The sequence below is a fragment of the Maribacter sp. UH1 genome, from assembly GCF_056839145.1.
On sequence record NZ_CM166387.1, the window covers coordinates 3,936,854 to 3,951,380 of the forward strand.

Consider the following 14,527-nt stretch of genomic DNA (forward strand, 5'->3'; position numbering starts at 1 on the left):
CACCATAATAGATAATAGAATCCAAAGGTTTTGTAGATTACTATTTTACGTCAATAGTTAGATTGAGTAAATATTAATGAGAATACTTACGAATTTATAATGTTCAACATATAACTGGGAGAAAACGTAATCTACAAAATTCAATTTTTCAATACATACACTTTGAAACATGTAATTTCGAACCATTTAAAAATCATGATATTTAAACCAAAATCCGTAATCTAGAATTAATTAAAAAAAGTAACGTTTATTAGCTCAGAACTCGGAATTACAAATCTTATATGAAAATAGTATTTAGTTTAATAATCGTTCTATTCCTCTTCTCTTGCAAATCTGAATCTAAGGGTAGAGACCAAGTAAATAATCAAAAAATTGAAATAGGAGAACGATTTAGTTTATCATCCCAAATTTTAAAGGAAGATAGAGATATTTACATTTCTCTTCCATCTAATTATGATAATAGCATACACAGTTATCCCATTATTGTGGTTATGGATGCTGAATATTTATTTGAAATAACAAGCGCTATTGTAAAGATAAAAGCATCAAGAAATGAAATGCCAGAGAGTATTATTGTGGGCATCCCGAACAATACAGATAAGCGTTATGATATGGCATTTGAGTTAAGTAATAGCCAAGGAGAATATTTTTTTGGGAAAGGTCATAGTAATGCTAAGGATTATCTAAAGTTTTTTAGAGAAGAACTTTTCCCAAATCTTAATAGTAAATACCGAATTAATTCTGGTAAAACAATTATTGGAATGTCTCCGACATTTAGTCCTGTTTTCGAGTCTTTTTGGAATGAACCTGACTTATTTAATGGTTACATTGTTCTTGCTGCCGAGTTATCTTTGCGCACTATCTCTGGGGAAACGATAGCTCAAAAGGTTCTTAAATCCGTTAAAGATAGTCTTCATCCGAAAGCGGCAATTTATATAGGTAAGGCCGATGACGATTTAAAAAGAAGACCCGAAGAAGAAGCAAAAGCATTTATTGAACTAAATCAACAACTGGTATCGGATTCAAATCCAAGAATTAAATACAAATTTGAGGTAATTGAAAATCAAAATCATTATGGAATGTCAATAACCGGAATTCAAAATGGCCTCCAAACAATCTACCCTTCAAAAAAATGGAATGTACCCTATAGAGACTTTTGGAATTCAAAAAATCCCTCAAGAGAAATCAAATTATTTTATGAAAATCTTTCATTCGATTATGGATTTGAAATCGTACCAATTGAGAATTCATTCTATGCGGCTCAAACATTATCAGGGACCATAAAAAGGTTAGAGAAACAAGGTCGTATAAAGGAATCTAAAGAGGTTTTGAATTTAGCATTAAAATACTATCCAAAATCTAAAGAATTACAAGACTTAAAATCTATTGTAAAATAAAAAGGCTATAATTTATTAATAACAAAACTTAACAACTAAAATAATTTTCATGAAAAAGGCTTTTTTTTTAATCACATATCTTTTTTGTATTAGTGTAACCTGTCAAGAGAAAACAATGTGTATTACAGTTGATGATTTACCTACCGTTAACTACGGGTTAAATAACCTAGATGTGGAAATCACTTCAAAATTGATTAAATCTTTTAAAAAATATAACATACCGGCTATAGGCTATGTAAATGCAGGAAAACTTTACAGTAATAATCAATTGGATTCTAGTAGAGTAAAAAATCTTGTTAAATGGCTTGAAAATGGGTATGACTTAGGGAACCATACATTTTCTCATCTTGATTATAATAAAGTTCCAGATTCTGTTTTTTTCAATGATATTTTAAAAGGAGAAAAAATAATTAAACCATTATTGCAAAAATTCAAAAAACAGCTTAAATATTTTCGTCATCCCTATCTGCATGCTGGATATGACTCACTGTCTCATAAAAGTCTTGAGAGGTTTTTAAAAGTTAACAATTATGTAAGTGCACCAGTAACTATTGATAATGACGATTATTTATTTGCAAAATCTTATCATAATGCGTTCGTAGCAAAAGATAAGGTTCTAATGAAAGAAATAGGGGTTGAATATATAAAGTATATGGAAAAGAAACTTTTATATTTTGAATCGAAATCGATAGAATTGTTCAATCATAATATCCCTCAAACATTACTAATCCATGCGAGTTTGTTGAATGCAGATTACCTAAAGGAATTAGCTAAAATGATTCAAAAAAACGGCTACACTTTTATTTCTCAAGAAGAAGTGTTAAAATCGACAGAATACAATACAATAATTAACACATATAGTAAAAGAGGGTTTTCATGGATTTTTAGATGGGGAATTAGTGAAGGTCTTGGAAATGATTTTATGGAAGGGGATGTGACAACGCCAAAAAAAATCATTGAATTAGCAAAACAATAACTAAATTATTTTCATCAGCTTGATCTATATAATCTGGTATTTTTAATCGTAGGGAATAACATAACAACTAATTTTTTCTATTTAAAAATAGACTTCACATCGCAATATATTTTCTCAAAATTAGATTCAAGCTCCTTTTGAGAAAAAGATACACTTTTTTGTGGTAATGTCTTTTCAATTTTCGGAAGTATCATTTGTACTTTCTTGTCCTTACCATCTGCAAAAGTAATAAACTCACCTTGTTTCAATCTAAAAAATACATCCGCTCTTTGCTTAGAAACCTCTTTTTCTCCTTTAGTTACTCTAGTATCAAAATTGAGATTAAAACCCTTATTAACACTGGTAGTTTTCATTTTTACAATTTCAAAAAAGCGCTCATAATACTTTGCGGTATCAGGATCATTCACTTTACCAAAGAACTGATACGATAAATTACTTAGAATGGCTTTACTTGCTTTATCACCATACATCATATCATTCTGAATTTTGTCTTGCATTACATAAATTGTTGCAATATTATAACTTCGTAACGTAGCAGGGATGCGATGCATATTCAGTAAACGAATGGTTGGTGCTTCTTCCATCATTAAAAAAGAAGGATTGGAATTTCTAACACTCATTTGTTTTGTAATAGTGTGGATAATAGTTGCTATAATTGGAGAATAGGCAGTTTCATATTTTGGATTATTAACTACAGATATCACACCTGACTTTGCTTTGTTATTAATATCTAAAGGGACTTCATCTGTGCATAAAGCCATAAAAATACGTTGTGTACTTATCTTTTTAAAAGCGTTGGCCAAAGTGCTTTTAACTCCTGCGGTTTGCCTATCAGAATCCTTTCCGCTTATAAAAGCATCTGCCATAGCTCTAGAAGTGGTATTGCTTTCTAAAAACCCAATAAGACTATCTGTATCTAGAAGTTGGTAAATCGCGATTAAGTGAGGTAATGAACAGAACTGCGGATATGAAGTTTTTAGCTTCCAAATTAGCCCACCGATTAAACCCTCAGCGGCATCATTAAAAAATCGAGTTGCACCTGAACTACCAGATTCTTTTTGTTCCAATAAGTTTTCTATCAATACTCTTGAGACCTCGTTGACACTTTCTTCGTTTTCTAAATAACGAGGAGCAATGGGATTTACTCGGTCATAAATTGTATCAAAAGAAATAATGTAAAAAGGAATTTCAGTAGCCTTAAAAAGAGGATACGCCATTTCGGAAAGCTCAAAGTTTTTATAATCATGAATAACACCACTAAAGGCATGTTTGCTAAAATGTCGCAAAAAATTGAAGACGACACTTTCTGTTTTTCCACTTCCCGCAGAACCGATTACGGAAGCTCCACGTTTGATGTTGTCAATTTTAAATCTACCAGATTTGACTTTAAATTGGATTTGATATTTTTTATCCAAAGTTTTATTTCCTTCCTTATGAAAGAATACATACAGAACAATAATTAAAATTAGCGCAGGAACTATGATATAGAGTATGATATATGGCATAGACAAATTCATATCCCTATAGAACTTGATTTAATAGCTATATCAACACCGCGTTTCAATTGTTTAATGGCTTTTATTGCCAATTGCACTTTGTTTGTTGGGATATTCATCATTGGAAGACCAGACTTTCCTAATATTTTAAAAGCAATAGCTTTTTCATTTTTTGGTAAACCCATTAATACAGAAAAATATAGCTTCGGATTCTTAACAAAATCCTTTTTTGCTTGATAGGTTTCCGCATAGTTTCGTTTGTAGCCAAATTGTTTATCAAAGGTTTTTTCTGCATTTGCAAAAAATTGATCTCTATCAAAACCACGTTTTACTTTTTTACCGTTCATCACCACATCCGAAGCTTTGTATTTACTTCCTGGTGACAAACTCACCGAATTAGAAGCATCTTTTCGGCTCACTATAATATGAATATGGCTTTGGTTGCCATCTTTTTGCAAGCCTTGAATAATCCGTTTTCCATTTTGTTGATGTGGAGCTTCTTTTTCTAATTGATTTATCTTTTGCTTTAACATTCCAATATTTCCTGTTAATTCTCCACGTTCTATCTTTCGAATTTTTTGTTTGTTCTGAAGTATTTTTGTGGCAAAAGATTGGTTCTCTTTTACCTGCTTATCTGTTCCTTTATAACTTCGTTGATGTTCTATTTTGGCAAAGTATTTTATATCATTAATAGTAATCGGCTTGCCATTGATTTCCCTATTGAAAGACGTAACATAATTTTTCATTACTTCACGAGTATATGTTTTTAAATCTTTATTGCTATTTTGTAATTGCTTTAATTCATATATACTTGGACTTACTGTTATGGAATAAAATTTTGGTTCTGTCTTTTTTAGTTTCGCTCCATTTCCATCAATCTCCTTTATTACATCTTTGGTGTTTATTTTATCTCCATATTGATTGAAAAAGTGTTCCATATCTTGTTGTTCCAAACCTTGATTTTCCTTTTCTAAATACGTCACAAAATCGGCAACACTTTGTGAATAAGCGCCTCCTAATATCTGTGGTGTAATGGTGATATACATATGAAATAATCCTATAATTTTATTTTTCACGAAAACGAATTTTCTCTTCTTTTTTAATACTCTTCTTTTCCACTAAAAGCGGTTTGCTTTTAGGTTCTGGTGTTACTTCCTCAAAAAGTGACTGCATCATTGCAACGGTAGGTTTCGTTTGACTCTTTTCCATATCTCTTAAAATGGCAATAACGGCACTTACTCTTTTTTTTATCAAGTTTTCTAATGTGTGAACTGTTGGACCAATAGATTCTTTTGGCGACAGATTATTGGTTTCAAAAAAGTCTAGCATCATTAATAAAGTCATAGAATTGGACGCTCCCATTTTCTTGCTAAAAATTCTGAATTTTTTAGCAACGGAGTCTTTAAAACTAATGGTAGTAAACTGTTCTTTTTCGTATCCGTTATCCATTTTTACTCTAAAAATTCTCTGTTTTCACTAGGCTGAATTCCTTTTTACTCTAAAAACCAATCTTAATTTTCATTTCTCATCTTGATTTTATTTTTAAATAACTGATTTTCTGTTATTTAAAAACAAGAGGCTTATCGAAACATCGCAGCGCGTGTTACCCTCTTGCTTTTCCTTTTCGTTCGCCAAAAGCGAACAAAAATCCAAACAACCTGACTAAAAAGTCAGTTGCTTTTTTATCAATAATAAACCTTATAAATCTATCTATTTGAAGTGAGAAATTGAAACGTAGAATGTTGACAAATGCTTTGTTTTTATAGCATTGTATATGATTTTAAAATGACGAATTAAATCGTACGTCAGATTTTAGAGAATCTTATAAAATAATTACCCAAAGCCAAGTAATTTAATAATTGAAATTTTTAATATGGCAACATATAATATCTTTACTGAAAAAACAGATGATTACGGATGAAAGGTAGTCCTATTATAAGAAATTTTTCAAATTTTTGGGCTTTGGATAAGAAAGCTATTGAAATTATCAATAATCGAATAATTGAAAAAAAAACAAAAAGAAAGGAACTTATATTAAAGCAAGGAGAGGAGTGTAATCATTTTACTTTTGTTGTAAAGGGGTGTCTAAAGATGTACAAAATTGATAAAAAGGGAAACCAACATAATCTTCAATTTGCTACTGAAAACAGTTGGATAACAGATTATGGTAGTTTTTATAACCATGAACCAAGTGATTTATATATAGAAACTCTAGAGCCTTCACATATTCTACAAATTAGTAAAAATGATGTTTTCCATTTATATGACCATTCCCCATTATTCGATAGAAATATCAGAATTGTAATTGAAAATACATTTATTGAGCAACAAAAAAGAATACTTCAGACCATTAGTTCCACCGCGGAAGAACGGTATTTATACTTCTTGAAAAAATACCCTAACCTACACAACAGAATCTCTAATGTTCAAATTGCATCATATATAGGAGTTACGCCCGAATTTTTGAGCATCGTACGTAAAAAAATAGCCAGTAAGTAATCCTTTTTCTTAAACTATCTTATTGTTGGTTCAAAACATCTGATTGTACTTTTGTACCCATAATAATTTGAAGCAAATTTAGTACCATAGAGAATGTATTACTATTAATACTCTTAGTCATCCTTAATAGTGATTTTTCTTGTAATACGTATAAAAAAACAATATTATGATTATAGAAATCACAAAGTTTAAGCTCAAAATTGGAATAACCGAGGAAATGTTTAATCAAGCTTCCTTAGAATTTAATAAAAACTATTGTTCTCGTTGCAAAGGGCTTTTATATAGGTGTTTAGTTAAAAATGATGATGGGTATATGGACATATTTCTATGGAGGAGTAAAAATGATGTTGAAAAAGTTCAAGAAACATTTATGAAAGACAAAGATGCTATGAAATTTGCAAACTTGCTTAATTCTGAAAGTTTTGAAATGAAAAATTATGAAGCCCTAGGGGCTTACGATTTTAAAAATTAACCTTTTTGAAATGACCTTTTCTCCCTGCTGTCATAAGGATAAAACCTATTATATATACTTAAAATACAAAAGACCTTTGAAATCGCAAAAGGTCTTTTATGAATTATTCAAATGTTAAAAACATATTGATAGCTGTATAAGTTTTTTATAGCTTCTTCATATAAGATAGTTTCATATTCTATATGATTCTCTTTGGCATATTTTTTTAAACTTTCTCCAACTTTACTTTCCACATCTTCTTTAGAAGCGGAAAGTAAATATTGTTGAGTTTCTTCATCCAGATTGTTATAATTCAAATAGACCATAGGTTAAAGAATTGAATTATCTGCAAAACTGTAGTAATCTCCATTTGGTGCAATAATCAAATGATCTAAAACTTTCACATCAAAAAGTTCTGCAGCTTTTTTAATCTTTTCCGTTATTATTTTATCAGCTTCACTAGGAACTAATTTTCCTGATGGGTGATTATGTGTTAATATAATAGCCACAGATAAGGTTTTTAAAACCACAGCAAACAATATCCGTAGGTCAATTAAAGTTCCCGTAATTCCACCCTGGGAAAGTTGATAAATACCTTTTACCTTATTGCTGTTATTCAATAGAACAACCTTAAAGGATTCCTGTAATTCAATAGTGTTTTTGTTCCAACCCTCATATATTAATTCACTAGCATCCTGTGATGAATTTATCTTTTTCCAAAAAGGTGATTTTACACGCTCCTTGTAACTAATTTGTATTTCGTTAACTTTGTCTTTCATTGTTATTTCTTTTAGATATTGATAATGAAAAAGAGGGCAGAACTTTCGACAGAGATGCCCTCTTTCATTTTTAATTTATTTACTACCCATTAATAAAATTTCATTGGCTTCAACTTCTGTGACATAGCGTTGGTTGCCATCTCCGGTTTCGTAGGTTCGGGTCTTTAGTTTTCCACTAACTCCAACCTCTTTACCTTTTGTTACATACTTTTCAATGATTTCTGAAACCTTTCCCCAGGCCACAACAGTATGCCAATTGGTATCTGTTTGTTTTTCGCCTTTACTGTCTTTGTAATTCTCATTTGTTGCTAAAGAGAAACGAGCTACTTTTTTACCGCTTTCAAGTTTTGTAATGGTTGGTTCTTGTCCAACATTTCCGAATAACTGTACGTGATTTTTAATTGAACTCATAATTATAGATTTAAAGATTAATATTCATTTGTTTTAAAAGTGATTTACTTATTATATCCAGAGTGTTTTCCTTTTTTGATTTTTTGGTCTCACTTCCTTTTTGGATGTTTTGAGATGATTTCATAGTTCGATATTTTGATTTACTTCCCATAGAGCCTTCGTTGTTACCTTTTTTTGATGCCCTTTATGATTCAATATTCAGATTTGATAAGACGTATAAAAAAGAGGGAGGTACGAGCCTGGTTTATGCCGTAGTTCAAAACTGAATGTTGTTGTTTTGCTGACAAAAAAAAGGTGCCGATGGAGGCTCGGTAAGTGAATTAAAAGACTATTTGAATTCCACAATGGAAGGAGGTAGACTATCCCAATTATTTCTTATTAGAAGGAGTTATGAATTTCTTAAAAAGCATTCAATAAATTTAGAGAAGTCAAATAACAAAAAAAGGTCACCCAATAACTACTTTCCTCTTGAAATACAATTATTAGGCTTAAAAAAACTATAAAAAAATCTTAGGCATTAAACTTATAAAAAACCTAAATTAAGTACACTAAAAATGTTATTCTATCTTTATCAAAAATCTAAAGTTAAATCTAGTATGATAAATAATTTACATGAAACTACAGGTTATAAAATACGTAATGTTTCCCTTCTATTAGTCAATAAAATCAACCAGAATTTTCAAAAAGAAGGTTTTGACATCACTGCGGATCAACTTAAAATGTTAGTTGTTTTATGGGATAAAGATGGAAAAACACAAAATGAACTAGCTGAAAGTATTGGTAGGTTTAAAACAAGTGTTACTAAACTAATTGATGGTTTAGAAAAAAGAAAACTTATAAGAAGAGTACAACATCCAACTGATCGCAGATCAAATTTGGTACACCTGACTAAACTAGGAAAGAATATTCAAAAACAACTTCTACCGATTATTGAGAAAACGTTAGATGAAGCCCATAAAAGTATCTCAGAAGACAAATTAGTGGAATTTCACAATGTTCTTGATCAAATCGAGAGTAATCTAATGTAATCTTATCAGTAAAGCATATCATGCCAATATTGAATTTGACCAAAATTAATTATTAGCTAAATCCATCTAATCCTCTATTTAATTGGTATTTTATATTTCAAAAGGTCTACTTGTTTACCAAACTCTAAAAGTGATTATTTTTTAAAAAAAATAAGTTATTCATAGTTTGAAAAATAGTTTTTAACTTTTTCTTAAAAAAAACAGTCTCCTAAAGTTGGCAATTGTTCTGGGGTCAATCCAGAATCTGTTGCGAAATTGTAACAATTCGTGACCCCTTTCGTATTCCAACGAGACAGGTCTTGGCTAAATGTCGTAGCCCCATAGAACATAAAGTTCAAACGGCTAACAAAACCCACATCCCAACTACCTATATCTTGATTAAAAGCACTTGCACCATTAAACATATCTGCCATAAACCATACATAGCTTACATCCCAACTACCAATATCTTGATTAAAAGTGTTTGCCTCCTTAAACATTCTTGACATTGTCGTAACCTTGGCAACATCCCAATTGCCAATGTTTTGATTAAAATCACTTGCTAAGTGAAACATATTGCCCATGTATTCTACATTGCCCACGTTCCAATTACCAATGTCCTGGTTAAAAGCACTTGCTCCGTGAAACATATACCCCATGTGTTTTACGCTTCCAACATCCCAATTACCAATATCCTGGTTAAAAACCCTTGCTCCATTGAACATGCCCGACATACTTTCTACATTGCTCACGTCCCAAGTTCCTATATCTTGATTAAAAGTACTTGCCCCATAAAACATATTTGACATGTCTTTGACATTATGCACATCCCAACCAGAGATGTCTCCATTAAAAGCTTCTGCTGCTTCAAATGCGGCCATCATATCGCTAACTTTCCGTAAATTTGGAATATCAGTAGCTTTGTAGGTAAGATTAACACAGCCAGCAAACGCAAACTTCATACTTTCCCACTCCATGCTCCCCCAACTTTCTATGGTCTGTAATTTGGCCGCATTTTTTACTTCATAATTTAACGAAGGCATCATTGGAGCAGGAAAGTTTCCGTATATTTTAACGGTGTGCATCCCTGGTTCCACATAGCGATGAGCAGCATCACTTGTTAAATTTTCTTCAAAGCTCCCATCTCCCCAATCCACTTCATACTTGTAGGTTTGAATTTCAGGATTGGTATAAATGGTAATGTCCTCATCGGCCATAGTGGTTTTCCAGGTCATAACAAAAGGTGAAAATGTTTTTACAGAAGCTTTGATAGTATACACAACCTTATTTCCATCCGGTGTGGCAATCCCGTAGCTTACTGGAGCAGTAAAATCTTCCCTAACCACGTTTTTACCCAGTTTTGCCGATTCCGATAACACTATTCTTGGTATAAGTGCCGTCAGGTCTGTTCCAAAAGGAAAGGTCGCAGCAATGGTTTTACTCTCCTCATCAATCGTTGCAATTATCGTCTCTTTCAACTCAACATTATCTTCAACAGCAAAAGACAGTCCAAGAATTTGCTTGGAATCATTCTTTACCGATTCGTCATCCGCACAGTTTACCGCGACAATTGTCATTAAAAAAAATAGTTGTTTCAGTTTTAATAGATTCATAATTATCATGATTAAAGGCTTTGGCTATAGTTTATTTTTAAAAACAATCTCCAGCATTTGGCAACTGTTCCGGGGTCAATCCAGAATCCGTTGCAAAGTCATCACACTGACTAACCATTTCCGTATTCCAACCGGAAAGATCTTGACTAAATGCCGAGGCTCCTTTATACATATAAGTCATATGGGTTATATTACTCACATCCCAACCACTAATATCCTGGTTGAAAGAACTTGCATCTTGAAACATATTCGATAACGTCTTTAGTGTTGGACTTAGATTCCAGTTGCTAATATCTTGGTTGAAAGAACTTGCTCCACGAAACATCCCATAAACTTGACGTGTATTACTTACATCCCAACCACCAATATCTTGATTGAAAGCAATTGACTCCCTAAACATTCCTATCATGTTTTCCACTTTACTTACATTCCAGCTACCTATACTCTGATTAAAAGCAAATGCTTTACGAAACATCTCCTGCATGTTCTGTACCTTGCCCACATTCCAATTCCCGATACCTTGGTTAAAAGAAATAGCACCGGAAAACATAAATGTCATATATTCCACATTACCTACATCCCAATCACCAATATCTTGGCTGAAAGAAGATGCTTCATTAAACATATAAGACATGTCTTCTACATTACTCACATTCCAACTCCCGATATTCTGGTTGAAAGCAGATGCACCACGAAACATATATGACATGTCTTCTACATTACCCACATTCCAACTCCCGATATTCTGGTTGAAATTAGATGCTTCACGAAACATCGCTTTCATTACTTTAACATTACTTACATCCCAAACGCTAATGTCTTGGTTAAAGGATTTAGCTCCTTGAAACATACTATTCATATCTTCTACATTACTTATATCCCAACCAGTAATATCCCCATTAAATATATCTGTTAATCCAAATGCACCCGTCATATCGGTAACTTTTCTCAAATCTGGTGCATCAGTAGCATTATAGGTAAGGTTTGTACAGAATGCAAATGCATACCCCATACTTTCCCATTCCATATCTCCCCAGCTTTCAATGGTCAGAAGTTTGGCTGCGTTTACTGTGTTAAAATATATGGAAGGTGTACATGGAGCTGGAAAATCACCATAAATTTTTACCGTATAAATTCCTGCATTTTCATATTCATGGGTGGCGTCATTTGTTAAATTGCTTTCGAAATGCCCATCTCCCCAATCCACTTCATAATTGTAGGTTCGGATGCTAGGATTAGTGAAAATGGTAATGCTCTCATTGGCCGTTGTGGTTTTCCAGGTCGTTACAAAAGGTAGAAAAGGTTCTATTGAGGCAGTAACTGTATAGACTACCGTACTTCCATTTTGAGCCATCACCTCGTAGGTCACAGGGCTGGAGAAATCTGATATGTTGACCTCAGGACTTATGGTGGCATTTTCCGATATTGCTATACTAGGAGTTAAGGCGGTTATATTTGTTTCGGATGGAAAAGCTGCAGTTATTGTTTTGTTTTCTTCATCAATAATTGCAGTTATTGTTTCCTGTAATTCTGTATTTTCTTCCGGAAGGAATGTAAAACTTAGTATCTGCTTTGAATCATCCTCATCAACTGAAACACTTATGGTATACTCAATCGTACTACCATCTTCAGCGGTAACTTCATAGATTACAGGTGATGTAAAATCCTGAACTCCAGTTGGACTGGCCGTGGCTCCTTCGGACACCTCTAGAGTAGGTGTCAAAGACGTAATATCACTCCCAAAAGGAAAGCTAGCGATGATGGTCATATTTTCATGGTCGATGGAAGCTACTTCCGCTTCCAATAGTTCTGGATTATTCTCCAAGTTAAATATCACATCCAAAATTTGGCTCTCGCCATTTTTTTCTGCGGTAACAGTTACAACGTAGTTAACCGTACTTCCGTTTTCCGCCGTTACCGTATAGGTTACTGGTGAACTAAAGTCCTGGGGGCCATTTGGGCTGACCGAGGCACTTTCGGACAGTTCTATTTCCGGATTTAATTCAGTGACATCGGTTCCATATGTTACCATCAACAGAATGGAGTCTGATTCTAGGTCCAAATCTGCAATGATATTTGTTCCAAGCTCGGGATTATCCTCAGTTGTGAACCCAAAACTAAGAATCTGTTTTGAATCACTTTGGACAGTTTCGTCATCCGAACAGCTCGTTGCGACAATAAATATTAAAAAAAGTAGGCTTTTAAATATTAAAAGATTTGTTTTCATTCCGATTTTGGGTATTAATTTATACATGTCAGCAAACATAATATAATATAGTAGTATATGCTACTATATTATTTTAAATATTCATTTAAAGTTATTAAGTTGATAATATTAAAATTGAAATTATTTAAAAAATCAGATTGAAAGATGTAATTTCCACTTTAAAAATATTGACATACATGTCTCATTTGCAATTATTTATTTGAATATTAAAATAATTGCATAATTCAAAAAATCAAATAAAAATAAATTCTATTATTTTAAATAGTTTATTTATAATAAATAATATTATTATAATAATTATTAGTTATACATGCTACTTGTAGTAAAATTAAATTAGAAAATAGTGGAGATTTATTAACTATTTCTTTTATTTTTAAGCTTAAATAATTTTTATAATTCCAGCACGAATTATATTGCTACAAAATCAAGAATAAACATGTTGCAACATATTAAATTAGAAAATGAAATATTTTTAGATGTTGAAGACCAAGGAAATGGTCCTGTCATAGTTTTACTCCATGGCTGGCCTATAACATCTTATCATTGGAGAAAAAATATACCAGAATTAAATAAAGCAGGGTACAGAACCTTGGCTGTAACATTACGTGGATTAGGAGGAAAATTTTCTTTAAATGAAAACTGGGAAAAAGAAACACTCTCAGAAGAAGTCATAAAGTTGATTGATATTTTAAAAATTAAAGAATTTGCTATAATTGGGCATGATTGGGGTGGTACAATAGCATATCTCATTTCAATGGATTACTCTACTCGAATTTGGGGATTAATAATAGAAGAAGAGATTTTACCGGGAGTTAATCAAAATATTCCGGAACCAGGAAAAAAATATTACCCCAACTGGCATGGAACTTTTAATCGCCAATTAGGACTTGCTGAAAGCCTAGTCCCAAATAGAGAATCTCATTATTATGGAATATTTTTAGATGCTAGTGCAGGGCCAAAAGGTATTGATAACGATGCCAGAGAAATATATCTAAAAACGTATAAAAAACCAGAATTTTTATCGGCAACACTAGGTTATTACCGAACTCAAGAAGAGGATATTAGAGCAATAAGTTCAAGAAATTTTAAAATTGTTTCATTTCCTGTTTTAGCAATTGGAGGGGAAAATGCAATGGGAATTGCTGTGAAAGAAGGATTAGATAAAATAATGAATAACCCTGTACAGTTTTTGGTCACAAAACAAGCAGGACATTATCCTGCCGAACAAACTCCAGATATCGTGAATAAAAAAATTATAGAATTTCTAATAGCGGCTTACAATTCTTTCAAAGAAAAAAGGGAAGAAAGAAAGAGTTAATATTTTCTATTTCATTTGAATACCATAAAATACATTCTTCCTAATATTTGTATTATGCGAACTATTTATACAGTTGTATTGAATATTTTTGAAGTTCACAATTCGTCAATATAAAATTTAAGATTTGTCATTGGTCTTGTAAAAACTAGGATAAATCAATAAGGTTTGAATCCAGTTGAGATTTAGACTAAACATCACCCAATTTTTCTTAATTACCTTAAAAGAGTTAAAATAAAGTTAAAAAGAGGCCAATTCGGAGTCACTTGGTTTGCGAAGCTCTGATAGAGCCATTAAAACCTCATAAAACATGAATTTTGGATAGTTCCTCTTTCTCCGCTTAGAGCAAAGCTCAA

Annotated in this window: 14 protein-coding genes; 6 read left to right on the plus strand and 8 right to left on the minus strand. The window is 32.1% G+C overall.

All coding sequences use genetic code 11. From position 1 onward, the window contains the following. The first annotated feature begins 281 nt into the window (after window positions 1-281). Window positions 282-1,397, plus strand: a complete 1,116-nt coding sequence (locus UH1x_RS17010; RefSeq protein WP_482623168.1) for an alpha/beta hydrolase — start codon at window positions 282-284, stop codon at window positions 1,395-1,397. Between the two features lie 49 nt (window positions 1,398-1,446). Further along, window positions 1,447-2,373, plus strand: coding sequence for a polysaccharide deacetylase family protein (locus UH1x_RS17015; protein ID WP_482623169.1), 927 nt, complete (start codon window positions 1,447-1,449; stop codon window positions 2,371-2,373). A gap of 77 nt (window positions 2,374-2,450) precedes the next feature. Here UH1x_RS17015 and UH1x_RS17020 read toward each other — a convergent pair whose 3' ends face one another. From UH1x_RS17020 to UH1x_RS17030, 3 genes are read right to left on the minus strand one after another with little or no spacing between them, the layout of a single operon-like run. After that, window positions 2,451-3,878, minus strand: a complete 1,428-nt coding sequence (locus UH1x_RS17020; RefSeq protein WP_482623170.1) for a type IV secretory system conjugative DNA transfer family protein — start codon at window positions 3,876-3,878, stop codon at window positions 2,451-2,453. A gap of 8 nt (window positions 3,879-3,886) precedes the next feature. After that, a complete protein-coding gene (gene mobB, locus UH1x_RS17025) occupies window positions 3,887-4,915 on the minus strand; it encodes a MobB family relaxase (RefSeq protein ID WP_482626522.1) in 1,029 nt (342 codons plus the stop codon). A gap of 19 nt (window positions 4,916-4,934) precedes the next feature. Next, window positions 4,935-5,318, minus strand: coding sequence for a BfmA/BtgA family mobilization protein (locus UH1x_RS17030; protein ID WP_482621765.1), 384 nt, complete (start codon window positions 5,316-5,318; stop codon window positions 4,935-4,937). A gap of 468 nt (window positions 5,319-5,786) precedes the next feature. On the opposite strand from UH1x_RS17030, the gene UH1x_RS17035 reads away from it, so the two are divergent. Together UH1x_RS17035 and UH1x_RS17040 are read left to right on the plus strand one after the other, a co-directional pair. After that, window positions 5,787-6,368 carry a Crp/Fnr family transcriptional regulator gene (locus UH1x_RS17035; RefSeq protein WP_482623171.1) on the plus strand — a complete coding sequence of 194 codons (582 nt, stop codon included), beginning with the start codon at window positions 5,787-5,789 and terminating at the stop codon, window positions 6,366-6,368. 166 nt (window positions 6,369-6,534) lie between these two features. Further along, window positions 6,535-6,840 carry a hypothetical protein gene (locus UH1x_RS17040; protein ID WP_482623172.1) on the plus strand — a complete coding sequence of 102 codons (306 nt, stop codon included), beginning with the start codon at window positions 6,535-6,537 and terminating at the stop codon, window positions 6,838-6,840. A 107-nt stretch (window positions 6,841-6,947) separates the two neighbouring features. Here the strand turns inward: UH1x_RS17040 and UH1x_RS17045 are convergent, their stop codons facing one another. From UH1x_RS17045 to UH1x_RS17055, 3 genes are all read right to left on the minus strand, one after another. Further along, complete coding sequence (locus UH1x_RS17045) at window positions 6,948-7,145, minus strand: hypothetical protein (RefSeq protein WP_482623173.1); 198 nt, start codon at window positions 7,143-7,145, stop codon at window positions 6,948-6,950. Window positions 7,146-7,148: 3 nt separating this feature from the next. Then, window positions 7,149-7,598, minus strand: a complete 450-nt coding sequence (locus UH1x_RS17050; protein WP_482623174.1) for a JAB domain-containing protein — start codon at window positions 7,596-7,598, stop codon at window positions 7,149-7,151. 75 nt (window positions 7,599-7,673) lie between these two features. Beyond that, window positions 7,674-8,009 (minus strand): single-stranded DNA-binding protein, encoded by a 336-nt coding sequence (locus UH1x_RS17055; protein WP_482623175.1) that lies wholly within the window; start codon window positions 8,007-8,009, stop codon window positions 7,674-7,676. A 596-nt stretch (window positions 8,010-8,605) separates the two neighbouring features. Between UH1x_RS17055 and UH1x_RS17060 the strand changes: the two genes are divergently transcribed. Next, window positions 8,606-9,037, plus strand: a complete 432-nt coding sequence (locus tag UH1x_RS17060) for a MarR family winged helix-turn-helix transcriptional regulator (protein ID WP_482623176.1) — start codon at window positions 8,606-8,608, stop codon at window positions 9,035-9,037. Between the two features lie 191 nt (window positions 9,038-9,228). Here the strand turns inward: UH1x_RS17060 and UH1x_RS17065 are convergent, their stop codons facing one another. Next, entirely contained in the window at window positions 9,229-10,629 is a 1,401-nt protein-coding gene (locus UH1x_RS17065) for a BspA family leucine-rich repeat surface protein (RefSeq protein ID WP_482623177.1), read from the minus strand. 37 nt (window positions 10,630-10,666) lie between these two features. After that, window positions 10,667-12,856 (minus strand): BspA family leucine-rich repeat surface protein, encoded by a 2,190-nt coding sequence (locus UH1x_RS17070; protein ID WP_482623178.1) that lies wholly within the window; start codon window positions 12,854-12,856, stop codon window positions 10,667-10,669. A 436-nt stretch (window positions 12,857-13,292) separates the two neighbouring features. Here UH1x_RS17070 and UH1x_RS17075 point away from each other — a divergent pair, with 436 nt between their 5' ends. Beyond that, window positions 13,293-14,174 carry an alpha/beta fold hydrolase gene (locus tag UH1x_RS17075; protein WP_482623179.1) on the plus strand — a complete coding sequence of 294 codons (882 nt, stop codon included), beginning with the start codon at window positions 13,293-13,295 and terminating at the stop codon, window positions 14,172-14,174. The last annotated feature ends 353 nt before the right edge of the window (window positions 14,175-14,527 follow it).